General features: G+C 66.4%; 20 protein-coding genes. 17 read left to right on the top strand and 3 right to left on the bottom strand.

The annotated features are described in order from the left end of the window. Positions 1 to 73: 73 nt before the first annotated feature. The 4 genes from NMD1_RS19105 to NMD1_RS19090 all read left to right on the top strand — a co-directional run bounded on the left by NMD1_RS19105 (position 74) and on the right by NMD1_RS19090 (position 2,598). Positions 74 to 550 carry a lyase gene (locus NMD1_RS19105; RefSeq protein ID WP_125956532.1) on the top strand — a complete coding sequence of 159 codons (477 nt, stop codon included), beginning with the start codon at positions 74 to 76 and terminating at the stop codon, positions 548 to 550. Positions 551 to 731: 181 nt separating this feature from the next. Continuing rightward, a complete protein-coding gene (locus tag NMD1_RS19100) occupies positions 732 to 1,013 on the top strand; it encodes a DUF2061 domain-containing protein (protein WP_124808477.1) in 282 nt (93 codons plus the stop codon). Between the two features lie 36 nt (positions 1,014 to 1,049). Continuing rightward, positions 1,050 to 1,538 (top strand): flavin reductase family protein, encoded by a 489-nt coding sequence (locus tag NMD1_RS19095; protein WP_125956529.1) that lies wholly within the window; start codon positions 1,050 to 1,052, stop codon positions 1,536 to 1,538. Positions 1,539 to 1,902: 364 nt separating this feature from the next. Next, positions 1,903 to 2,598, top strand: a complete 696-nt coding sequence (locus tag NMD1_RS19090) for a Crp/Fnr family transcriptional regulator (protein ID WP_124808479.1) — start codon at positions 1,903 to 1,905, stop codon at positions 2,596 to 2,598. Between the two features lie 160 nt (positions 2,599 to 2,758). Here NMD1_RS19090 and NMD1_RS19085 read toward each other — a convergent pair whose 3' ends face one another. After that, on the bottom strand, positions 2,759 to 3,442 hold the full coding sequence (locus NMD1_RS19085) for an OmpW family protein (protein WP_124808480.1): 684 nt from the start codon (positions 3,440 to 3,442) through the stop codon (positions 2,759 to 2,761). A gap of 236 nt (positions 3,443 to 3,678) precedes the next feature. Here NMD1_RS19085 and ccoN point away from each other — a divergent pair, with 236 nt between their 5' ends. The 10 genes from ccoN to hemN are packed head-to-tail and all read left to right on the top strand — an operon-like array spanning position 3,679 to position 13,076. Then, on the top strand, positions 3,679 to 5,340 hold the full coding sequence (gene ccoN / locus NMD1_RS19080; RefSeq protein ID WP_125956527.1) for a cytochrome-c oxidase, cbb3-type subunit I: 1,662 nt from the start codon (positions 3,679 to 3,681) through the stop codon (positions 5,338 to 5,340). Positions 5,341 to 5,365: 25 nt separating this feature from the next. Beyond that, complete coding sequence (ccoO, locus tag NMD1_RS19075; RefSeq protein ID WP_124808482.1) at positions 5,366 to 6,118, top strand: cytochrome-c oxidase, cbb3-type subunit II; 753 nt, start codon at positions 5,366 to 5,368, stop codon at positions 6,116 to 6,118. Continuing rightward, positions 6,115 to 6,291, top strand: a complete 177-nt coding sequence (locus NMD1_RS19070; protein WP_124808483.1) for a cbb3-type cytochrome c oxidase subunit 3 — start codon at positions 6,115 to 6,117, stop codon at positions 6,289 to 6,291. The genes ccoO and NMD1_RS19070 overlap by 4 nt, the downstream gene beginning before the upstream one ends. Continuing rightward, positions 6,281 to 7,216 carry a cytochrome-c oxidase, cbb3-type subunit III gene (ccoP, locus tag NMD1_RS19065; RefSeq protein WP_125956525.1) on the top strand — a complete coding sequence of 312 codons (936 nt, stop codon included), beginning with the start codon at positions 6,281 to 6,283 and terminating at the stop codon, positions 7,214 to 7,216. Before NMD1_RS19070 ends, ccoP begins: the two co-directional genes overlap by 11 nt. 5 nt (positions 7,217 to 7,221) lie before the next feature. Beyond that, positions 7,222 to 8,694 carry a cytochrome c oxidase accessory protein CcoG gene (gene ccoG, locus NMD1_RS19060; protein ID WP_124808485.1) on the top strand — a complete coding sequence of 491 codons (1,473 nt, stop codon included), beginning with the start codon at positions 7,222 to 7,224 and terminating at the stop codon, positions 8,692 to 8,694. Further along, positions 8,691 to 9,173 carry a FixH family protein gene (locus NMD1_RS19055; protein ID WP_255352119.1) on the top strand — a complete coding sequence of 161 codons (483 nt, stop codon included), beginning with the start codon at positions 8,691 to 8,693 and terminating at the stop codon, positions 9,171 to 9,173. Before ccoG ends, NMD1_RS19055 begins: the two co-directional genes overlap by 4 nt. After that, positions 9,170 to 11,317, top strand: a complete 2,148-nt coding sequence (locus NMD1_RS19050) for a heavy metal translocating P-type ATPase (protein ID WP_375600810.1) — start codon at positions 9,170 to 9,172, stop codon at positions 11,315 to 11,317. Before NMD1_RS19055 ends, NMD1_RS19050 begins: the two co-directional genes overlap by 4 nt. Further along, the gene (gene ccoS, locus NMD1_RS19045; protein ID WP_124808487.1) at positions 11,314 to 11,463 is read left to right on the top strand and encodes a cbb3-type cytochrome oxidase assembly protein CcoS; all 150 of its coding nucleotides are present in this window, start codon (positions 11,314 to 11,316) and stop codon (positions 11,461 to 11,463) included. The genes NMD1_RS19050 and ccoS overlap by 4 nt, the downstream gene beginning before the upstream one ends. A gap of 1 nt (position 11,464) precedes the next feature. Beyond that, the gene (locus NMD1_RS19040; protein ID WP_124808488.1) at positions 11,465 to 11,737 is read left to right on the top strand and encodes a hypothetical protein; all 273 of its coding nucleotides are present in this window, start codon (positions 11,465 to 11,467) and stop codon (positions 11,735 to 11,737) included. Further along, the gene (hemN, locus tag NMD1_RS19035) at positions 11,727 to 13,076 is read left to right on the top strand and encodes an oxygen-independent coproporphyrinogen III oxidase (protein ID WP_125956521.1); all 1,350 of its coding nucleotides are present in this window, start codon (positions 11,727 to 11,729) and stop codon (positions 13,074 to 13,076) included. The genes NMD1_RS19040 and hemN overlap by 11 nt, the downstream gene beginning before the upstream one ends. Here hemN and NMD1_RS19030 read toward each other — a convergent pair. Then, positions 13,060 to 14,307 (bottom strand): diguanylate cyclase, encoded by a 1,248-nt coding sequence (locus tag NMD1_RS19030; RefSeq protein WP_125956518.1) that lies wholly within the window; start codon positions 14,305 to 14,307, stop codon positions 13,060 to 13,062. The two genes, hemN and NMD1_RS19030, sit on opposite strands and share 17 nt — an antisense overlap. Positions 14,308 to 14,627: 320 nt before the next feature. On the opposite strand from NMD1_RS19030, the gene eda reads away from it, so the two are divergent. From eda to sthA, 3 genes are all read left to right on the top strand, one after another. Then, positions 14,628 to 15,242, top strand: a complete 615-nt coding sequence (gene eda, locus NMD1_RS19025) for a bifunctional 4-hydroxy-2-oxoglutarate aldolase/2-dehydro-3-deoxy-phosphogluconate aldolase (RefSeq protein ID WP_125956516.1) — start codon at positions 14,628 to 14,630, stop codon at positions 15,240 to 15,242. A 34-nt stretch (positions 15,243 to 15,276) separates the two neighbouring features. Next, positions 15,277 to 18,060, top strand: a complete 2,784-nt coding sequence (locus tag NMD1_RS19020; protein WP_124808492.1) for a phosphoenolpyruvate carboxylase — start codon at positions 15,277 to 15,279, stop codon at positions 18,058 to 18,060. Positions 18,061 to 18,258: 198 nt separating this feature from the next. Beyond that, complete coding sequence (sthA, locus tag NMD1_RS19015; RefSeq protein ID WP_125956514.1) at positions 18,259 to 19,659, top strand: Si-specific NAD(P)(+) transhydrogenase; 1,401 nt, start codon at positions 18,259 to 18,261, stop codon at positions 19,657 to 19,659. A 129-nt stretch (positions 19,660 to 19,788) separates the two neighbouring features. On the opposite strand, the gene NMD1_RS19010 is transcribed toward sthA, so the two are convergent. After that, entirely contained in the window at positions 19,789 to 20,907 is a 1,119-nt protein-coding gene (locus tag NMD1_RS19010) for a TrkA family potassium uptake protein (protein ID WP_125956512.1), read from the bottom strand. Positions 20,908 to 20,921 lie beyond the last annotated feature (14 nt).

Here is a 20,921-nt window from a genome sequence, read left to right as displayed (position 1 = left end):
AATTCAGGAGCAATTGGGGCGACCGAGAAGGGTTGGTTAGCTGCGGTTCGCCTGCGGTGTTATGCCGAGTTCTATGAACGAGCGATACGAACCTGCTTCCGATTTCCTGAAAGCAATAATCGCTGAGGAAGTGCCGCTGTCAGGCTCCGCCTTTGCTGATGCCAATCTGGGGCGGCTTATCTCGCTGACGCAGGATCGGGACCTTTCGAACCGGGATTGGGCTACGATGCTCCTTGCATCGGAGGAAGTGGACACGCCCGTGATCCAGGATGCGCTGCTTGCGGCTCTTCGTGACGAAAACGATGTGGTAAGAGCGGAGGCGCTGCTGGGTTTGGCCAGGCGAGACCCGGTTCTGGCAATCCCATTCGCTTTGGAAGCGCTGTCTAACGAGCAGGCGTGCATGGCCGTCTTCGAGGCCGCCGAACTGATCGCGGATCCGGCGTTGGCAGATGCGCTTCTGCCCTGGACTGAGCCATCCGACAACGAATGGCTAGACAAGCTTGCTCGTGACGCGTTGGCAGCTTGCGAGAGGGGCTCGTCTGCGACCTAGGTGCTGTTACGTCCGCAACTGGCGCAATCTGTCATTCGATTTGTCCACGCGCCCTGGGATTCTCTCCTTAGGGCCAGGGACTCTAAAGCCCGGCTATCCCGTGGCGAACGATTTCGCGCTATTCACCCCGCGGCGGCGCGGCTAGGGGCCGGTGTCGCACACCCGCCACCCGGGAGATGGCATGATACTGTTCAGGGGCCACGAGACACACTCGCGCTCACTCATCAAGGGCATCAGCTGGCGCGCGCTCGGCAGCATCGATACCTTCCTGCTGAGCTGGTTCTTCACCAGCAACGCCAAGGCCGCCGGCGCCATCGCCAGCACCGAGATTATCACTAAGATCCTCCTCTACTATTTCCACGAACGCGCGTGGGCTTCGGTCAACTGGGGCGCCAAGCGCGAACCGGAGGCCGAGGAGGGCGATGTTCTGGCCGGTATCGTCAGCGGCGCCGACGCGACCTGACTTGACCTTGCGCGCCATTGCGGACAACGAGAGCCAATGATCGATCCCCGCCATTTCCGCGACGTTCTCGGCACCTATCCTACCGGTGTCTGCGTGATTACCGCCGTTGACGCGGACGGTCATCGCAGCGGGCTGGTGGTCGGCTCGTTCACGTCGATCTCGCTCGATCCGCCGCTGGTGGGCTTCTTCCCCGACAAGCGATCGGGAACCTGGCCGAAGATCGCGGCTATCGGTCGCTTTTGCGTGAACGTGCTGGGCGCCGACCAACTCGACCTCTGTCGCCGCTTCGCTTCAAAGGCGGACGACAAGTTCGCCGAACTCGCGCACGGCCACACGCCGTCGGGCCAGCCGCTGCTGGACGATGCGATCGCGTGGATCGACTGTGCGGTGGAGCGAGTCGAGGATATCGGCGATCACTGGCTGGTGGTGGGCGCGGTCGAGGCGATGGAGCGCCGCGAACATGGCACTCCTCTTCTGTTCTTCCGTGGCCAGTACCACGATCTCGTCTGCCTTCAGGACAGCTGACCGGCACGCGAAGGGAGCGGGCCGGCCGGAAAAATTTCCAACGCCTGATATTTTTTGCAGATGCGCGCCCGTTTTTGACTTGCGTCAAGGTGGGGAGAATCGATCGGGGGCATTCCTTGGGCGTCGAAAGGAAGCAGCAACGCCACCCGTTGGGGTTTCCTTCCGTGATTTCTCCCCAACTCGGGCGGTCGTGAGGCCGCCCTTCTTTTTTGTGGCCCGGAACTGACTGGTTCGCATATCCGAAAATAGAACGACGGGTATTCGCCCAAGCGCGGTCTCCCTTAGCAATCAGGGGGTTGCGCAACCGTCAAATACGACGCAAGTGTGATTGTCGTGGTTGGGGGAAGATGATAGGCGGGCCGTCATGTCTTCGTGTGAAACCTGCGTCGTCCGCAATCGGGCCATCTGCTCGGGGCTGGACAATAAGGAAATCACCGCTCTTAATTCGATGGGGCGGCGTCGTTCCGTGTCGGCGGGGGAGCCGCTGATCTGGGAGGATGACGATTCCCTCCTTGTCGCCAACGTCATCGATGGCGTTCTCAAGCTGGTCACCAGCACAGAGGACGGCCGCGAGCAGATCGTGGGCGTGGCTTATCCGTCCGATTTCATCGGCCGCCCATTCGGCCAGACCAGCCGGGCCAGCGTCGTCGCGCTGACGGACGCGCGCGTCTGCGTATTCGCGCGCAACGATTTCGACCGCTTCGCGCGCGAGCATCCCGAACTGGAGCATAAGCTGCTGGAGCGCACGCTGTCCGAACTGGACCGCACGCGGTCCTGGATGATGCTGCTGGGGCGCAAGACCGCACCCGAAAAGATCGCGACGTTCCTGCTGGAAATGTCGGAGCGGCTCGCCGAAACGGGCTGCCAGCCGAGCTTCGGCCCGGCCAGGCGCTTCAGCCTGCCGTTTTCGCGCCAGCAGGTGGCCGATGTGCTGGGGCTGACGATCGAGACGGTGAGCCGTCAGTTCACCAAGCTCAAGAACGATGGCGTGATCGAACTGCCATCGCGGCGCGAGGTGGAGATCGTCAATCGCGGAGCATTGCTCGCGCTCGCGGGATAATCGGTTCGCCGCACGGCGCGCGCTGCCCAGCGGCGTATTTCGGAAGTGACGAGCGGGCCGAACCGAGGCGATCCCAGAACCCCTGTTCGACCCGCCCGCCGCCCTTCCGGTCTGCCCCGCGCGTGGGTTGCGGGGCAGCGGCCGGACGGGAAGCCCTGGATCAGAAGCGGTAGCTCAGCCCCGCGCTGATCACCCAGGGATCAAGCGAGTGCTTGGTCCGCAACACTTCGGTGGACCCGGCATAGAAATGCGCGGTGGTGTCCATGAAGTACTTCTTGGCATCGAGGCTGACGCCGAGCCCGTTCTTGTTGACCGGGATGTCCACACCGGCCTGGAGCGCGACGCCCAGCTTGTTCGACATGTTCACCTTGGTCACGCCCAGCGGTACGATGCTCGCGCCCGGCTTCTCGTCGATGTAGAAGAACACCGAGGGACCGACGCCGACATAGGGCTTGATGCCGCCGGGCAGCGGCAGGTGATACTTCGCCGTGAGCGTGGCCGGCAGGATCAGCACATGGCCGACGATATCGGTCGCGGCGGCAAGCGTGCCGGTGCCGCTGACGTGGTGCTGGGTGAAGCAGCAGATCGTTTCGACCGAGACGTTGGGCGAGAAGAAATACTCGACCGCGAGCGTCGGCACGACGTTGTCGTTGGCCTTGGTGTTGGCACCGGTGGTGAGCCCGAGCGGGTCCAGCTCTACCTTGGTGATCTTGCCGTCGGGCAGTACGCCTGTGCCAAGCAGCTTGACCTGGAGCTTGCCGTCCGGCGAGCCGGCCATGGCGGGGGTGGCGGCCAGCGGAGTGAGCATGGCGGCGCACAGCGCGGCCGCGAGTACCTTCTTCATACCTTGCAGTCCTGTGCCGCGGTTGCCTGCCCCTCGCAGGCCGAAATCCGAACCGTGGCGTGGGAGCCTGATGCACCGGTTGCGAATCACCGACATTGACGGAGCGCAAAAATCGGCAGGAACCGCGCAAGACCAAGGTATGATGCGCAAATCCGGGCAATTTGTCCTGCATCAATGTTGTAGCGCGCCATACGTTGCACGCGCCTTCTCACATCTTGCATGGAAGGGAAGGCTCCATGGTTTCGCTAGTAACGCGCAGCGGCATATGGTTCGCTGTGCTTCTCCTTGCTGTCATGGCGAGCGCGCTCGCCAAGGACGGCGGCTTCGCCATTCACATGGCAATCTGTGCGCTTGCCGCGCTGATCGGCATGATCGTCACGCTGCGTCAGGCCGACGTGGATTCGATCGCGCGCGGCATCCTCAAGATGCCCGATCAGGGCCGGTACGATGACGACCCCATCCGCTGGGGCGTGATCGCGACGGTGTTCTGGGGCATGGCGGGGTTCCTCGCCGGGCTTTACATCGCGCTCGAACTGACCTGGCCGCAGCTCAACCTGGGCCTGGAATGGATCAACTTCGGTCGCCTGCGCCCGCTGCACACTTCCGCGGTCATCTTCGCTTTCGGAGGCAATGCGCTGATCGCCACGTCATACTACGTGGTCCAGCGCACTTGCCGGGCGAGGCTGGCCTTCCCCGGCCTCGCCCGTTTCGTCTTCTGGGGCTACCAGCTGTTCATCGTGCTGGCCGCCACCGGCTATCTGCTTGGCATCACCCAGGGGAAGGAATACGCCGAGCCGGAATGGTACGTCGACCTGTGGCTGACGATCGTGTGGGTGGCTTACCTCGCGGTCTTTGTCGGCACGATCGTCAAGCGGACCGAGCCGCACATCTACGTGGCCAACTGGTTCTACCTCTCGTTCATCCTGACGGTGGCGATGCTGCACATCGTCAACAACCTGAACCTGCCGGTCTCGATCTTCGGGTCGAAGAGCTATCCGGTGTTCGCGGGCGTGCAGGGCGCGCTGGTGCAATGGTGGTACGGCCATAACGCGGTGGGCTTCTTCCTGACCGCCGGCTTCCTGGCGATGATGTACTACTTCGTGCCCAAGCAGGCCGAACGCCCGATCTACAGCTATCGCCTGTCGATCATCCACTTCTGGGCGCTGATCTTCCTCTATATCTGGGCGGGTCCGCACCATCTGCACTACACCGCGCTGCCCGATTGGGCGCAGACGCTGGGCATGGTCTTCTCGGTCATGCTGTGGATGCCCAGCTGGGGCGGCATGATCAACGGCCTGATGACGCTGAACGGCGCCTGGGACAAGATCCGCACCGATCCGATCATCCGCATGTTCGTGATGAGCCTGGCCTTCTACGGCATGAGCACGTTCGAAGGCCCGATGATGAGCGTCAAGGCGGTCAACAGCCTGTCGCACTATACCGACTGGACCATCGGCCACGTCCATTCCGGTGCGCTGGGCTGGAACGGGATGGTCACCTTCGGCACGCTCTATTACCTCACGCCGCGCCTGTGGAACCGCGAACGGCTCTACAGCCTGCGCATGGTCAACTGGCACTTCTGGCTCGCGACCACGGGTATCGTGTTCTACGCCGCCTCGATGTGGGTGGCCGGCATCACCCAGGGCCTGATGTGGCGCGAATACGGGCCGGACGGCTACCTGGTGAACTCCTTCGCCGAAACCGTTGCCGCGCTGCACCCGATGTACGCGCTGCGCGCCTTCGGTGGGCTGCTCTACCTCAGCGGCGCAACGATCATGGCGGTGAACATCACCCGCACGATCCTTGGCCACACGCTGCGCGACGAGAAGCCGATGACCGAGACGCCCTACGACGCCGCCAGGGACGTGCCGCTCGCCGGCGCCCCGGCGCACGCCTGACACGCCCGGAGAAGGAGAAAAGACAATGGCACTCTCCATCATGGAGCGTCACAAGAAGCTGGAACGCAACATCACCCTGCTGGGCATCTGTGCCTTCGCGGCGGTGACGGTGGGCGGCATCGTGGAAATCGCGCCGCTGTTCTGGATCGACAACACGATCGAGAAGGTGGAGGGCATGCGGCCCTACACCCCGCTGGAACAGGCCGGGCGCGACATCTACGTCCGCGAAGGCTGCTACGTTTGCCACAGCCAGATGATCCGTCCGTTCCGCGACGAGGTCGAACGCTATGGGCACTACAGCCTGGCCGCGGAATCGATGTACGACCATCCGTTCCAGTGGGGCTCGAAGCGCACCGGGCCGGACCTTGCCCGCGTGGGCGGCCGCTATTCCGACGAATGGCACGTCCAGCACCTGAAAGATCCGCGCGCGGTCGTGCCGGAATCGATCATGCCGACTTACGCGCACCTCGCCGAGCACGATCTCGACGCGGGCGATATGACCGCATCGCTGCAGACGCTGTACCAGGTCGGCGTCCCCTACACCAAGGACGACATCGCCAAGGCCAACGACGACCTGAAAGCGCAGGCCGATCCGCAGGCCGACGTGGCCGACTTCAAGAAGCGTTACCCCAAGGCGCAAGTGCGTGACTTCGACGGCGATCCCAAGCGTCTGACCGAAATGGATGCGCTGGTCGCGTATCTCCAGGTTCTGGGCACGCTGGTCGATGTCAACGCCCCCGCGGCGCAGGAGCAGCTCGCCAAGGAGAAGGGCCGATGAGCGCGCACTCCACCTACGACCTGCTGCGCCACCTGGCCGATAGCTGGGGGCTTCTGGTGATGACCTTCGTGTTCCTGGTTCTGTGCCTGTGGCCGTTCCTGCGGCCCGGCGCGCGCCAGCTCAGCGACGAAGCGGCCACCTCGATCTTCAAGGATGAGAACGATGGCGAATAAGCGGATCGACGACGCCACGGGCGTCGAAACCGTCGGCCACGAGTGGGACGGCATCGAGGAACTGAACAACCCGTTGCCGCGCTGGTGGCTGTGGACGTTCTACGCCTGCATCGTCTTCGCGATCGGCTATTGCGTGGTCTATCCCGCGATCCCGATGGTGAAGTCGGCCACGGCGGGCACCTTCGGCTGGACCAGCCGGGGCGCGCTGGCGACCGAGATGAAGGCCGCTGACGCCAGCCGGGCGGGTCTTCGGGCCGCGATCGCGGCAACGTCCGTGGAGCAGCTCGGGGCCGATCCCAAGTTGCTGCGCGCGGCGATCGAGGGCGGCCGCGCCGCGTTCAAGGTCAACTGCGTGCAGTGCCACGGCGCCGGCGCGGCGGGGGCCAAGGGCTACCCGAACCTCAACGACGATGACTGGCTGTGGGGCGGCGATATCGCCACCATCCACCAGACGCTGGAGCACGGCGTGCGCCAGCCCGGCGACGACGCCACCCGCATGAGCCAGATGCCGGCCTTCGGGCGCGACGGCATCCTGACGGCGGCGCAGGTGCAGGATGTTGTCAGCCATGTCCGCGTCATCAGCGGGCAGGAAAAGCCGAGCGCTTCGGCACAGCGCGGCGCCAAGATCTTCGCCGAGAACTGCGTGGTCTGCCACGGCGCGAATGGCGAGGGCAACCGCATGGTCGGCGCGCCGAAGCTGAGCGACGCGATCTGGCTCTATGGCGGCGATCGCGCCACGTTGACCGAAACCGTGACCAACGCCCGCTATGGCGTGATGCCCGCCTGGGGCGCGCGTCTGGACCCGGTCACCGTCAAGATGCTGGCGGCTTACGTCCACTCGCTGGGCGGCGGTGAAGCCACGCCGGCACCGGCACCCCAAGCTGCGCCGGCACCTGCCGCCGCGGCGGCTCCTCAAGCAAAGTAACGGCCATGAACGCGCAAGATCCCACCCTCGGCGCCGATCATTCCAACGACCTCGGTCTTTACGCCAAGCGCAAGTCGGTCTTCCCCAGGAAGACCGACGGACCGTTCCGCCGCTTCAAGTGGGCGGTGATGGCGTTCTGCCTCGCGGTGTACTGGGGCACGCCATGGATCCGCTGGAACCGTGGCCCCTACGCACCCGACCAGGCCGTGCTGGTGGATCTTGCGCACCGCCGTTTCTACATGTTCCAGATCGAAATCTGGCCCCACGAGTTCTACTTCGTTGCCGGATTGCTGATCATGGCGGGGATCGGCCTGTTCCTCGTCACCAGCGCGGTCGGCCGCGCGTGGTGCGGCTATGCCTGCCCGCAGACGGTGTGGACCGATCTGTTCCAGCATGTCGACCGCTTCATCGATGGCGACCGCAACGCGCAGATCCGTTTGCAGAACGCACCGTGGACCGCTTCCAAGATCGCCCGGCGGGTGTTCAAGTGGGGCGTCTATCTCACCATCGCGTTCCTGACCGGCGGCGCCTGGATCTTCTATTTCGCCGATGCGCCCACGCTTCAGCGCGAATTCTGGACAGGCACCGCCGCGCCGGTCGCCTATGCCACCACCGGCGTGCTGACGTTCACGACCTTCTGGCTGGGCGGCTTCATGCGCGAGCAGGTCTGCGTCTACATGTGCCCCTGGCCGCGCATCCAGACGGCGATGCTTGATGAAAAATCGCTGACCGTCACCTACAAGCACTGGCGCGGCGAACCGCGCGGATCGGTCAAGGCGGCGGCGAAAAGCCCGGTGCCGCTGGGCGATTGCATCGATTGCCTGCAATGCGTGGCGGTTTGCCCCACGGGCATCGACATCCGCGAAGGGCCGCAAATCGGCTGCATCACCTGCGCGCTGTGCATCGATGCCTGCGACCAGGCGATGAGCAAGGTCGGCCGCCCGCGCGGGCTGATCGACTACTGCACGCTGGAAGATGCCGAGCATGAGGAGAAGGGTGAGAAGCCCACGCCGATCCTGAAGACGATCTTCCGTCCCCGCACGCTGGTCTATTTCGCGGTGTGGGCCGCGATCGGCGTGGCCATGCTGTTCATGCTGGGCCAGCGCAGCCGGCTCGACGTTTCGGTGGCGAAGGATCGCAACCCCGAATTCGTCATGCTGAGCGACGGTTCGGTGCGCAACGGCTTCACTGTGAAGCTGCGCAACATGGAAGACCGCCCGCGCAAGATGGAACTCGCGCTCGACGGCCTGCCGGGGGGGGCGATCTACACCGACGAGATGGAAGCGGACGAGGCGAAGCGGTTGCTCGCGCTGGACGTGCCAGCGGACACGACGCGGCGCCTGCGCGTCTATGCCGTGCAGCCCCGTGCGGCGGCGAGGCCGGCGGACTTCGCCTTTACGGTGAAAGCAACCGATACCGAGGGCGGGCAGGACCGCGCCGCCACGACATTCACCACAGCGGAAGGAAACGGCCAGTGACCCAGCATAGCCGTAACAGCCAGCATGCGCCGCGCCCGTTCACCGGGCGGCACATGGCGATGATCATGATCGCGTTCTTCGGCGTCGTGATCGCCGTCAACGTGTTGATGGCGCGTTTCGCGGTATCGACCTTCGGCGGCGTGGTCGTCGAAAACTCCTACGTCGCCAGCCAGCATTTCAACCGCTGGCTGGACGAAGCCCGCGTCGAAGGGGCGCTGGGCTGGAAGGCGGTGCTTTCGCGCACTGCGGACGGCCGCGTGATCGCCGAACTGCGCGACAGCGCGGGCAAGCCGCTGTCGGGGGCGAAAGTGACGGCCACGGCCGAGCATCCGCTGGGCCGCCGCCCCGAAACCGAACTGGCTTTCCGTGAAAGCGCGCCTGGCACGTATGCCGCCGCACTGGAACCGGGGCGCTGGCGGCTGCGGCTGGCGGTGACGGCGGAGGGCCATGAATGGCGAACGGTCGGGGAAGTCCAGTGAACGCCCCCGCGGGGCCGGCCGGAGCCGATCTGGCCCACCGCGATGCAACGGCGGACGATCTGCTGCACACCGTACTGTCCGTTCCGGGGATGCATTGCGCCGGCTGCATGGGCAAGGTCGAACGGGCCTTTGGTGAGGTGGATGGGGTCGTCGCGGCGCGTGCCAACCTGACCGCGCGCAGCGTCGATGTGTCGCACCGCGCGGGCGTGGAAGCGCCGGATCTTGTCGCCGCGCTGGCCATGGCGGGGTTCGAGGCGCAGCCGCGCGCGGCGGAGCGCGAGGCGCCCTCGGCGGTCAAGCCCTTGCTGGCGCCGCTGGCCGTGGCCGCCTTCGCCTGCATGAACGTGATGCTGCTGTCGGTCAGCGTCTGGTCGGGGGCCGACGGCACGACGCGGGACCTTTTCCACTGGCTTTCGGCGGCGATCGGCGTGCCCGCGATCGTCTTTGCCGGGCGGCCGTTCTTTTCCTCCGCCTTCGGCGCGCTGAAGCGTGGGCGGACCAACATGGACGTGCCGATCTCGATCGGCGTGACGCTGGCGACGGGGCTTTCGCTCTACGAGACCGTCACCCACGGGCAGGAAGCCTGGTTCGACGGCACGCTGATGCTGCTGCTGTTCCTGCTAGCGGGGCGTGTGCTGGACGCGATGATGCGCGATCGCGCGCGCGCGGGCGTCGATGCGCTGCTGCGGCAGGCGGCTACGGGCGCGATGGTGATCGAGGCCGATGGCGCGACGCGCTGGGTCGAGGCCGGGGCGCTGCTGCCGGGGATGCTCATGCGCGTGGCGTCGGGCGAGCGGCTGGCGGCCGACGGCGAGGTGCTGCGCGGGGAAAGCCGGTTCGACCAGTCGCTGCTGACCGGTGAAAGCGAACCGGTGGCGGCCGGGCCGGGAACGGCTGTCCACGCCGGCACGCTCAATGTCGATGCGCCGGTGGATGTGCGCGTTTCCGCGGTCGGGCAGGATACCGCGCTGGCCGAAATCGCGCGGCTGATGGAAGCGGCGGGGCAATCGCGCTCCAGTTACGTGCGGATCGCGGATCGCGCCTCGCGGCTCTATGCGCCGGCGGTGCATACGCTGGCGGCGCTGACGTTCGCGGGATGGATGATAGCCGGGGCGGGGCTGTACAAGTCGCTGGTGATCGCCATCGCGGTGCTGATCATCACGTGCCCCTGTGCGCTGGGCCTGGCCGTGCCGGTGGCGCAGGTGGTGGCGGCGGGCGCGCTGATGAAGCGCGGCATTCTGGTCAAGGACGGTTCCGCGCTGGAGCGTCTGGCGGCGGTAGACCGCGCGTTGCTCGACAAGACGGGGACGCTGACGCTGGGCCGCCCGGTGCCCGACGAAGCGGCGCTGGGCGCGCTTTCCGTCGCCGAGGCGGAAGTGGCGCTGGCGCTGGCAAGCCACAGCCGTCACCCGCTGTCGCTGGGGCTGGTGCAGGCCCTTTCCGCGCGCGGGGTGCGGGCTGCGGAACTGGACGATGTGCGCGAGGAGCCGGGGCGCGGCGTGACCGGCCTGTGGAACGGTACGCGGGTGACACTTGGCCGGCCGCAGGTGGCGCAGGGCATGGCCACCGCGCTGACGCTGGGCAGCGGCGTGATCTGCGTGATCCCCTTCGCTGACCGGCTGCGTCCGGACGCTGAAGCCGCGTTGCAGGGTCTGGCTTCGTTGCATGTGGAGGCCTCGATCCTGTCGGGCGATTCGCTGCCGGCGGTGGCCGCAGTGGCGCGGGCGACCGGGCTGACCGCACAGGCGGCCGCTTCGCCGTCCGACAAGAAGGACGCCATCGCGCGGCTGCAGGAGGCGGGGCGTAATGTGCTGATGGTGGGGGACGGGCTCAACGACGGGCCGGCGCTCGCCGCCGCCAATGCCTCGATCGCGCCGGGCAGCGCCAGCGACGTTGGCCGGCAGGCGGCGGATCTGGTGTTCACCGGGGATTCGCTGCTCGCCCTGCCGCGCGCCGTCCGCGCCGCGCGGGCGACGATGCGGGTGGTGCGGCAGAACTTCGTGCTGGCCATCGGCTACAACGTGCTGGCGGTGCCGCTGGCGATGGCGGGTGTGGTGACGCCGCTGATCGCGGCGGTGGCGATGTCCACCAGTTCGCTGATCGTGGTGGGCAATTCGCTGCGACTGGCGGGAGCGGCCCGATGACGAGCATCGCTTTTCTTCTCCCGATCGCGCTGGGCATGGGGCTGTTCGGCCTGGCGGCGTTCTTCTGGGCGCTGCGCAAAGGGCAGTTTAACGACCTGGATGGCGCGGCCGCGCGCATCCTGATCGACGAGAACGAGGAAGGCTGACATGCACCGCGCCTCCCTTTCGCTGGCCATGCTGGCGCTGATCCAGCTTTCCGCGCCGCTTTCGGCGGGTACGGGCAGCGGTCCATCGTTCATGATGGTGCCATTCTGCGGCGAAGCCGGTGGGGCCAGGCCGATCCGCGTGCCGCGTCGGGACGATGGCACAAGTGGAGGCTGCTGCAAAGTTTGCCATATCTCAATGCGCAAGCGCGGCGGCGGCGATAGCTGTTGTGGCCATGATGGCGAATCCGATCAGGAAGACGACAATGTCGGTTGAACACGCTGAGCGAACCGGCGTCTTCGCGGACTGGACCTATTACCCCGAACTGCTGGCCCGGCCGGTCCCGCGATACACCAGTTATCCGACGGCGGCCGAGTTCGTGGACGAGGATTTCGAGGCGCGTCAGCGCGTCGCGATCCGGACAGTCCGAGGCACGGTCTCGCTCTATATCCACATCCCCTATTGCCGGGAAATCTGTTGGTATTGCGGGTGCAACACCGGCGCTGCCAATCGCACGCAACGTCTGACGCATTACCTCGAGGCGCTGCACCACGAGATCGAGTTGCTCGCTTCCGAACTCGATCCTTCGGTGCGGATCTCGCGGATCGCGTTCGGAGGGGGCAGCCCCAACGCGATCCAGCCGACCGATTTCGTGCGGCTGGTCGATACGCTGACGGTGAACTTCCGGATGGACCGGCCGGTGCTGTCGATCGAACTCGACCCGCGCAGCCTTTCTTCGCCATGGCTGATGGCGATCCGGGGCATTGGCGTGATCAAGGCCAGCCTTGGCGTGCAGACGCTGGACGCGCGCGTGCAATCGGCGATCGGACGCGTGCAACCGAAGGATTCGATCGAGCGCGCGGTAGAAGGGCTGCGCCGGGCGGGCGTGGATTCGATCAATTTTGACCTGATGTACGGCTTGCCGTTCCAGGATGACGCAGTGCTGGCGCAGACGCTGGACGAAACGATCGCGATGGGCGCCGACCGGGTGGCGCTGTTCGGCTATGCCCATGTGCCGCACATGATCCCGCGCCAGCAGCGCATCGATGCCAGCCGGCTGCCGGGGCAGGTGGATCGCTTCCGCATGGCGGCGGAAGGGTATCGCCAACTTGTCGATGCCGGGTACCAGGCCGTGGGTTTCGATCACTTCGCGTTGCCGGGCGATGATCTCGCGCGGGCTGCGCGGACCGGTGCGTTGCAGCGCAATTTCCAGGGGTTTACCGACGATTCCGCACCGGTGCTGCTCGGGCTGGGGGCTTCTTCGATCAGCGAGTTCCCCGACCTGTTCGTGCAGAACGAAAAGAACGCCGGCGCCTATCGCACGCTGGTGCATGATGGGCATCTGTCCGGCCGGCGCGGGGTTGAGCGCACTGCGGAGGACCGGCGGCGGGGGGACATCATCACCGGCTTGCTCTGCCATAACGAAGCGCGGGTGCCGCCGGACCTGATGGACGAGGCGCAAGCGCGGTTGCAACCCTTTGTCGAACGGGGGCTTGCGACCATCGCGGACGGGCACATCCGGCTGGAGCGCGGATGCGAACCCTATGCCCGGTCAATCGCGGCGGTGTTCGACGCCTACCGCGCTGGCCCGCATCAGTTCAGCTCGGCGGTGTAGCCCGTTCGCGCGGCGCGGACGGCAGATGATCAAATAGCGTGGCCATGGCCGGCTCCCCGCCCGCCGCAAGGTTGATTGAGAGCGGGATGGGCCTGGTGTCGTTGCCGGGCGGCAGGGCCACGACGCAATTGCGGCCCATGCGCTTCGCTTCGTAGCAGGCGTGATCGGCACGGCGCATCACGTCGGCGAACGTTTCGCCCGGCAGCGCGCAGGTGGCGCCGCCGCTGACGGTGAACGCCGGGCGGGCCTCACCGGATTCGGTTGCGGCCGCTCGTCTGATCCTCTCGGCCAGTTCGCCGATGTCCTCGATCGAGGCCGATGGCAGCATGACCACGAATTCCTCGCCCCCGGTCCGGGCCAGCAGCGCGCCCCGTGGCGCCGCGCGGCGCATGATATCGGCGAAGGCGACGATCACATCGTCGCCTACATCGTGGCCGTGGGTGTCGTTGATCGCCTTGAAATGATCGAGGTCCAGCACCACGACGGCGCCACCTTCGACGAACTCGCGCTGGCAGCGGCGGTCGAGGCCGCGCCGGTTGAGCAGGTCCGACAGCGGATCGGTTTCGGAGTCCACCAAGGATTCCTGCACGATGGACTGGATCACGATCAGCATGATGACGAGGCCGGTGGCGATCAGCAGGATCCCGGACCCGGCCTGCGAGACGACGGCATAGGAACTGTCGGTATAGTCGCGCGCGCTGCGGCCGGAGCCGAGCATCGACGCAAGGAACGGCTTGGTCAGGAAGTGCAGCGTGATCAGCCCGAACAGCACCGCCAGCGTGCGATGCAGCACGCGCCCCCGGGCGATGCTCCACGCCGTCCACGCGCACAGCGCGATGGCGGCGGCGTGGGGCGCCTGATAACACAGTTCGTAGACCACGTTGTTGCGTGGCCCTCCCCAGATCGCGGCGCGCATGATGACGGCGAAGGCGAACAGCAGGCCGATCATCCGCCAGTGTGGGCGCTGCCGGTCGAACAGCGAAAGCGCCGCCGACGAGGCCAGGAACGCCACCAGGAACGCGCCATAGCTGACGATCATGAACGGGGTTGTGATGGTGCTGTAACGGATTGCTATTTCGGCGAGCGGCGTGAGCATGCCGACGAGATAGGAGAAGCCGAAACCCGCCACGGAGCGCTGCGACCGGTTGGTCACGGCCAGGGCGGCGTAGCTCAGCCCGAACAGTCCGGCGACTGCCGCGTTGACAATCAGTAAGGCGACCGCCCCGTTCATTCCGTTCCCTTCCGGTTCCCGACCTCCTAGCGGGTCACGGTTAACGACGCGTCTCCACAAGGCGGAAAAGGCCGGATTCCACGTGCTTTGGGAGCAAATGGCGTATCCGCTCCAATGATAGCGATGTCATAGGGTGGAACGGCGCTACCAAGAGCGATCCGCGCGCATTCGGCGTTGTTCGCGCTTGCACGCTTCTGCCGAATTGGAACGGTATTTCCGGGGTGCATCAAAGAATAGCTATGCGCGGGGGCGTTAGCAGGTGCACAATCCCGACGAGTCGCGTTAAGCCACGCTCTCCGGAAAGCGAGAGGAAAGACGCCATGAAGCCGATCGAAACCATCATGCGGACCGCCCCGGTCATTCCGGTGCTGGTGATCGACGACGTGGCCCATGCCCTGCCGGTGGCGCGGGCGCTGGTTGCCGGCGGCCTGCGCGTGCTGGAAGTGACGCTGCGGACCCCCGCCGCGCTCGAAGCACTGACCGCGATGAAGGCCATCGAAGGCGCGATCGTGGGTGCGGGCACGGTGACCAACCCGGACGAGCTGAAGGCCGCGATCGATGCCGGGGCGGAGTTCATCGTCTCCCCCGGCCTGACCGACCGGCTGGGCAGCGCGGCGGTGGCGGCGGGCATTCCCTTCCTGCCGGGCATCGCCAGCGCGGGTGACATCATGCGCGGGCTGGATCTGGGGCTGACGCACTTCAAGTTCTTCCCGGCCTCGACTTCGGGCGGATTGCCGGCGCTGAAGGCGCTGGCGGCGCCGTTCCATCAGTGCCGCTTCTGCCCGACCGGCGGGATCAGCGCGGCGAGTGCCGGCGAATGGCTGGCATTCGATCCGGTGCTCTGTGTGGGCGGAAGCTGGGTTGTGAACAAGGGTGTCCCCGACGAAGCGGCCATCGAAGCCGCGGCGCGGGAGGCATTCGCACTTGGCGGTTAGGACGGTTACGCGGCGTTCCAAGGGGGGAAAGCGCATGAAGACAGTCGGCGAGTTGAGGACGAGGCTCCAGCAATTGCATGAACGGACGGCCGAAACGCCGCTGTTCAATCCGGTGTTCCAGCTCAGCCACGATCTTTCGCGCCAGCTCGAAGGTGGCGCGCTGAACCTCTCCGACATCGAAGGCCTGGTCGCCGAGCTGGAATGCGCCGCGCTGCAAAGCCGGGCCGCGCGCCTGCGGCGGCTGGTTGCGCCGACCGACACGACCGAAAACCTCGATGCGATCGGCCGGCTGCTGAACGAGGAAGACGGCTTCAGCGCCTTCCGCGCGCGCTGGGAAAAGCCGCTGCTCCATGCGGTGTTCACGGCGCATCCCACATTCCTGCTCAGCGCCGCGCAGTCGGATGCGGTGGCCACTGCCGCCATCGCCGACGATCCCGAAGCCGCGACGGTCTGCGCGCTGCCGGCGGCGGCCGAAAAGATCACGCTCGAATTCGAGCACGTCGAAGTGTGCAACGCGATCGAACGCGCGGCGGCTGCGCGCGACCGCATCAACGCGGTGCTGCTGGCCCATGCGCGGCAACGCTGGCCGGGCCGCTGGCTGGATTTCCGGCCGCTGCCGTTTCGCTTCGCCACCTGGGTCGGCTATGACATGGACGGTCGCACCGATATCGGCTGGACCACGTCGATCGCGTTCCGCCTGCGCGAAAAGGCGCGGCGGCTGGCCAGCTACGCCGCCGGGCTCCGTTCGATCGACGCCGGCCATCCGCTGGTGGAAACGCTCGACGCCGCGCAGGCCCATGCGTCGCAAATGGCGGAGCTGTTTTCCGCGCCGCTGACCGAACCCGATGCCCTCGCCGCCGTGGCCAACCGGATGACGGCGGACGATCCCGCCAAGCTGCTGTCGTTGGCCCCGATCATCGCGCAGCTTGAGGACGAGGCGAAGGCGGCCGAGGGCGACGCCGCGATCGCGCTGGCCACGCTGGCGGGCGCGATGCGCGCGGATGGCCTTGGCATGGGCTGGATTCACTTCCGCGTGAACTCGTCGCAATTGCACAACGCGCTGCGGCGGCGGATCGATCCGGACGGCACGCTCGATCTGTCGAGCAAGGGCGCGATCTCGCGCCTGCGCGAACTGCTGGCGGAGGCGACGCCGCTGCGCGTCAATTTCGCGGCGCTGGCGATCGAGACGTCCACCGCGATGCGCCAGTTCCTGGTGATGGCGAAGATCCTGCACCATATCGATGCCGACGCGCCGATCCGGATGCTGATCGCCGAATGCGAACAGCCACAGACGGTGCTGGCCGCGCTCTATTTCGCCAAGCTGTTCGGGATCGACGACAAGGTCGATGTTTCGCCGCTGTTTGAGACCGAGAGCGCGCTGGAGCATGGGGGGCGCTTCCTGGAAGCCTTGCTGGCGGAGGAATCCTACCGTGCCTATGCCCGCGTGCGCGGCCGGGTTTCGGTGCAGACCGGCTTTTCGGACGCCGGGCGCTTCATAGGGCAGGTGCCGGCGGCGCTGGCGATCGAGCGGTTGCAGGGCCGGCTGGCCGACGCCATGCGCAACAACGGGCTGACCGACGTGGCCGCGCTGATCTTCGATACGCACGGGGAATCGATGGGCCGCGGCGCGCACCCTTCGGGCTTCGCGGATCGCCTGACCTGGCCGCTGAGCCGCTGGGCGCGCGGCCGGTTCGCGCGCGCGGGCATCGCCATCGAACCCGAAGCGAGCTTCCAGGGCGGCGACGGATACCTGTTTTTCCGCAACGACGAACTCGCGCTCGCCACCCTCACGCGGATCGCCGAGGCGGAAGCGTCGCTGGCGGCCGATGGCGAGAAAGACCCGTTCTATGACCGGACCGACCTCAGTCTCGATTTCTACCGCTCGATCCGGCGGGTGCAGCGCGATCACTTGAAGTCCGCGACTTATGCCCGCGCCGTCACCGCGTTCGGGCTGGGGATGCTGAAGGCTACCGGCAGCCGCGTTTCGCGCCGCCAGTCGGACATCGGCGCCGACCGTTCGATGAACTTGCGGCAGATCCGCGCGATCCCGCACAACGCCATCCTTCAGCAGATCGGCTATCCGGTGAACGTGGTGGCCGGCGCCGGCACGGCGGCCGGGGACGAGGCGGAATCGATCGCCGAACTGCTCGGCCGGTCGGAACGCGGGCGGCAGCTGGTTCGCCTGCTGCGCGCGGCCAACGGGTTAGCCAGCATCAAGACGGTGGCGGCGCATGGCGAACTGTTCAATTCCGCCTATTGGGCGAGCCGCCCCTATCGCGGCACCGAGAACGCGCTGGAAAGCGCGTGCATGGCGCTGGCCGAACATCTGACCAAGGACGATCGCGCCGGGGTGTTCCGTCGTCTGACCTCGCGCCTGCGGGTGGACTGGATGAAGCTGCACCGGATGCTGGCGATGGTGCCGGGACAGGCCGAGGCGCGCGACCCGGGCACCGATGCACAACGGCGCGAGATCGGGCTGCTCCAGGCGATCCGGTTGGCCCTCTTGATGCACATGTTCCTGCGCGCGGTGCAGGTGCCGCCGTTCGCACGCGCCAACGATGTCAGCCGCGAGGACGTGCTGGAAATGGTGCTGTCGCTGCGGGTGGACGACGCGCTGGCGCAAATGCGCCGGGCCTATCCGGTGATCGAGCCGGGCATAGCCGACTTCGCGGTGGACGAGCCGACCGATTATCCGGACCACCGGGGCGAGGATTACGGCGTGATCCGCGCGCGCTTCATCGATCCGATCGAACACGCCCACGCGCTCAACATCCGCATCGCCGTGGCCATCGCCAACTACTTCGGCGCACACGGATAAGCGCGGGGGCGGCCGTTCACGCAATCTTTGCCGGAGCGGGCTATGCTCCGGGATTGCCAGAACGGTTCCACCGGGCAAGATTGGAAACCGTGACCGGACGCAAAGGGGGCGGCCGGCGCGGTTGGGGGAGACGGTTCCTGGCGAGGCGGGAGAAGCCGCGGCGCTGCGCGCGCGGTGGCATGTGCCTTGGGGGGAACCATGGAGGAATACGAACTCATCGTTATCGGCAGCGGCCCGGCGGGTCGGCGCGCTGCGGTGCAGGCGGCCAAGCTCGGCAAATCGGTGCTGGTGGTGGAAGGGCGGCGGCGCGTGGGCGGCGTCTCGGTCCACACCGGCACGATCCCGTCCAAGACCCTGCGCGAGACCGCGCTCAACCTCTCGGGCTGGCGCGAGCGCGGGTTCTACGGGCATTCCTACCGCGTGAAGCAGGAGATCGGCGGGGATGACCTCGGCGTCCGCCTGATGAAGACGCTGGAGCACGAGATCAACGTGCTGGAGCACCAGTTCCATCGCAACAAGATCCGCACCGTCAACGGCACGGCGCGCTTCACCGGGCCGAACGAGGTGGCGGTGCGCCGCGCCGACGGCAGCGACCTGGCGGTGCGGGGCGAACGCATCCTGATTACCGTGGGTACGATCCCCTACCGGCCCGACAGCGTGCCGTTCGATGGCGACCATGTGGTCGACAGCGACGCGATCGTCGAATGCCCGCGTGTTCCGCGCAGCCTGACCGTGATCGGCGCGGGGGTGATCGGCATCGAATATGCCACGATCTTCAGCGCGATGGACGTGCCGGTCACGCTGATCGAGCCGCGCGAGACGTTCCTGGACTTCATCGACCGCGAGATCATCGACACCTTCACGCACGAGTTGCGTGACCGGGGCATGGTGATCCGCACCGGCGCGGAAGTGCGCTCGATCGAAAAGGGTAAAGACGGCTGGGTGACGACCACGCTGGCCGACGGGCGCACGGTGCGCACCGAGATGCTGCTCTACGCCGCCGGCCGCACCGGCGCGACCGCCCCGCTCGATCTCGACAAATGCGGGCTTTCGGTGGACCACCGGGGGCGCATCACGGTCGATCCCAAGACGTTCCAGACCGAGGTGCCGCACATCTATGCGGCGGGTGACGTGATCGGCTTTCCCAGCCTTGCCTCCACCTCGATGGAGCAGGGGCGCATCGCCGCGTGTCACGCCTTCGGCCTGCCGCTGCCGCCCGCGCCGCAATACTTTCCCTATGGCATCTATGCCGTGCCCGAGATTTCGACCGTTGGCATGAACGAGCAGGAAGTGCGGGCGCGCGGCATCAGCTATGAAGTGGGGATCGCGCGGTTCCGCGAAACCTCGCGCGGGCACATCATGGGGCTGAATTCCGGCATGATGAAGATGCTGTTCTCGCTCAAGACGCGCCGCCTGCTGGGCGTGCACATCTGCGGCGAAGGCGCGACCGAGCTGATCCACATCGGGCAGGCGGTGCTGAACCTGAAAGGCACGCTCGATTACTTCATCGAGAACACCTTCAACTATCCGACGCTGGCCGAAGCCTACAAGATCGCCGCGCTGGATGCATGGAACCGGATGCCGGCGCGGGAAAGCTGACCTTAACTCATTGTGCCCCACATCGTCATTGCGAGCGTGAGCGAAGCAATCCAGAGTCCCACGTGCGGCTCTGGATTGCCGCGGGGCTTCGCCCCTCGCAATGACGATTCAAGGTGATGTCATCCGATCTTACCGCCCCGGCGTGATGAACGAGCGGCCGTGGCGCACCGGGCGCGCGGGGGCGGAAAAGATCGCGCCGGCCGAAAGGCGGCTGCCGCGCACCACCAGCATCACGGAATCGCCCGGTTCGATGCGCACCTCGTCGCCCGGATGGGCGATCGACTGGCCGTTCGCGCGGTCAATCTGAACGATGAAGAACGCGCCGTTGCCCTGCCGTTCGGCCTCGCGCACGTTCAGCCCGGTCAGCGCACCGTGCTTGATCGCGGTCACCACTTCCAGTTCGAGGCCGAGATCGTGGAGGCCGCGCTTCATGTCGGAGACCGCGCCATCGCTGCCCACGGCCTTGCCCGTGGCGGGATAGAGGATCAGTTCCGTGATGCGCTCCGCCCCGATGTGGGTGGGCAGCACGACCTTGTCCGCCCCGGCGTGGAACAGCTTGCTTTCGGTGCTGGGCGCTTCGCCGCGGGCGATGATCTCGATTCCGGCGTTGAGGTTGCGCGCCGAAAGCGTGATGAACACGTTGGCCGCGTCATCGGGCAGGACCGAGGCGAGCACGCGCGCCTTGGCGATGCCGGCCTGGCGTAGCGTATCCTCGTGCGTGGCTTCGCCGACCAGGCTGAGATGGCCGTGCGCGCGCGCTTCCTCGCACTTCGCGGGGCTCCGTTCGATGATGACGAACGGGTGCCGCGCTTCGGCCAGCGCCATGGCGAGTTGCACGCCGATCCGGCCATAGCCGCAGATGACGACGTGATCTTCGAGTTTTTCGATTTCGGTTTGCATGCGGTCCAGCCCCAGCAGGCGGCGGAACTGGAACAGCGTGAAGACCTGCACGAGCGCGCCGGTCAGCACGATCATGCCGGTGCAGCCCAGCACGATCGTCAAGGTGGTCCAGATCCGCAGGAACGTGGTGTCGATCGGGCGGACTTCGCCGTACCCGACCGAGAAGATGGTCAGCAGCACCATGTAGGCGGCATCGCCCAGCGGCCAGCCGGCCCGGACGTAGCCCATGGTGGAAATGCAGAACACGGTGGCCACGAACAGCAGCGTGCCCGTCAGCAGGCGCAGCGGCGAGCCGAGCACAGTGTTGGCGCCCTGCGACAAGGCAGAGCCGTGGCCGTTTGCGTCCATTAGTGCTTCCCGAT

The organism is Novosphingobium sp. MD-1, assembly GCF_001014975.1.
Lineage (GTDB): Bacteria > Pseudomonadota > Alphaproteobacteria > Sphingomonadales > Sphingomonadaceae > Novosphingobium.
Note: the sequence above shows the minus strand (reverse complement) of the source record. Positions and strands in the feature narration are given on the sequence as shown.

Excerpts from the sequence above, each read along its gene's own strand:
- ccoS (WP_124808487.1), top strand. The coding sequence starts at position 11,314 with ATGACGAGCATCGCTTTTCTTCTCCCGATCGCGCTGGGCATGGGGCTG.
- NMD1_RS19070 (WP_124808483.1), top strand. The coding sequence starts at position 6,115 with ATGAGCGCGCACTCCACCTACGACCTGCTGCGCCACCTGGCCGATAGC.
- ccoN (WP_125956527.1), top strand. The coding sequence starts at position 3,679 with ATGGTTTCGCTAGTAACGCGCAGCGGCATATGGTTCGCTGTGCTTCTC.
- ccoO (WP_124808482.1), top strand. The coding sequence starts at position 5,366 with ATGGCACTCTCCATCATGGAGCGTCACAAGAAGCTGGAACGCAACATC.
- ccoP (WP_125956525.1), top strand. The coding sequence starts at position 6,281 with ATGGCGAATAAGCGGATCGACGACGCCACGGGCGTCGAAACCGTCGGC.
- ccoG (WP_124808485.1), top strand. The coding sequence starts at position 7,222 with ATGAACGCGCAAGATCCCACCCTCGGCGCCGATCATTCCAACGACCTC.
- NMD1_RS19030 (WP_125956518.1), bottom strand. The coding sequence starts at position 14,307 with ATGAACGGGGCGGTCGCCTTACTGATTGTCAACGCGGCAGTCGCCGGA.
- eda (WP_125956516.1), top strand. The coding sequence starts at position 14,628 with ATGAAGCCGATCGAAACCATCATGCGGACCGCCCCGGTCATTCCGGTG.
- NMD1_RS19095 (WP_125956529.1), top strand. The coding sequence starts at position 1,050 with ATGATCGATCCCCGCCATTTCCGCGACGTTCTCGGCACCTATCCTACC.
- NMD1_RS19105 (WP_125956532.1), top strand. The coding sequence starts at position 74 with ATGAACGAGCGATACGAACCTGCTTCCGATTTCCTGAAAGCAATAATC.
- NMD1_RS19020 (WP_124808492.1), top strand. The coding sequence starts at position 15,277 with ATGAAGACAGTCGGCGAGTTGAGGACGAGGCTCCAGCAATTGCATGAA.
- NMD1_RS19100 (WP_124808477.1), top strand. The coding sequence starts at position 732 with ATGATACTGTTCAGGGGCCACGAGACACACTCGCGCTCACTCATCAAG.
- NMD1_RS19085 (WP_124808480.1), bottom strand. The coding sequence starts at position 3,442 with ATGAAGAAGGTACTCGCGGCCGCGCTGTGCGCCGCCATGCTCACTCCG.
- NMD1_RS19010 (WP_125956512.1), bottom strand. The coding sequence starts at position 20,907 with ATGGACGCAAACGGCCACGGCTCTGCCTTGTCGCAGGGCGCCAACACT.
- NMD1_RS19040 (WP_124808488.1), top strand. The coding sequence starts at position 11,465 with ATGCACCGCGCCTCCCTTTCGCTGGCCATGCTGGCGCTGATCCAGCTT.
- sthA (WP_125956514.1), top strand. The coding sequence starts at position 18,259 with ATGGAGGAATACGAACTCATCGTTATCGGCAGCGGCCCGGCGGGTCGG.
- NMD1_RS19090 (WP_124808479.1), top strand. The coding sequence starts at position 1,903 with ATGTCTTCGTGTGAAACCTGCGTCGTCCGCAATCGGGCCATCTGCTCG.
- hemN (WP_125956521.1), top strand. The coding sequence starts at position 11,727 with ATGTCGGTTGAACACGCTGAGCGAACCGGCGTCTTCGCGGACTGGACC.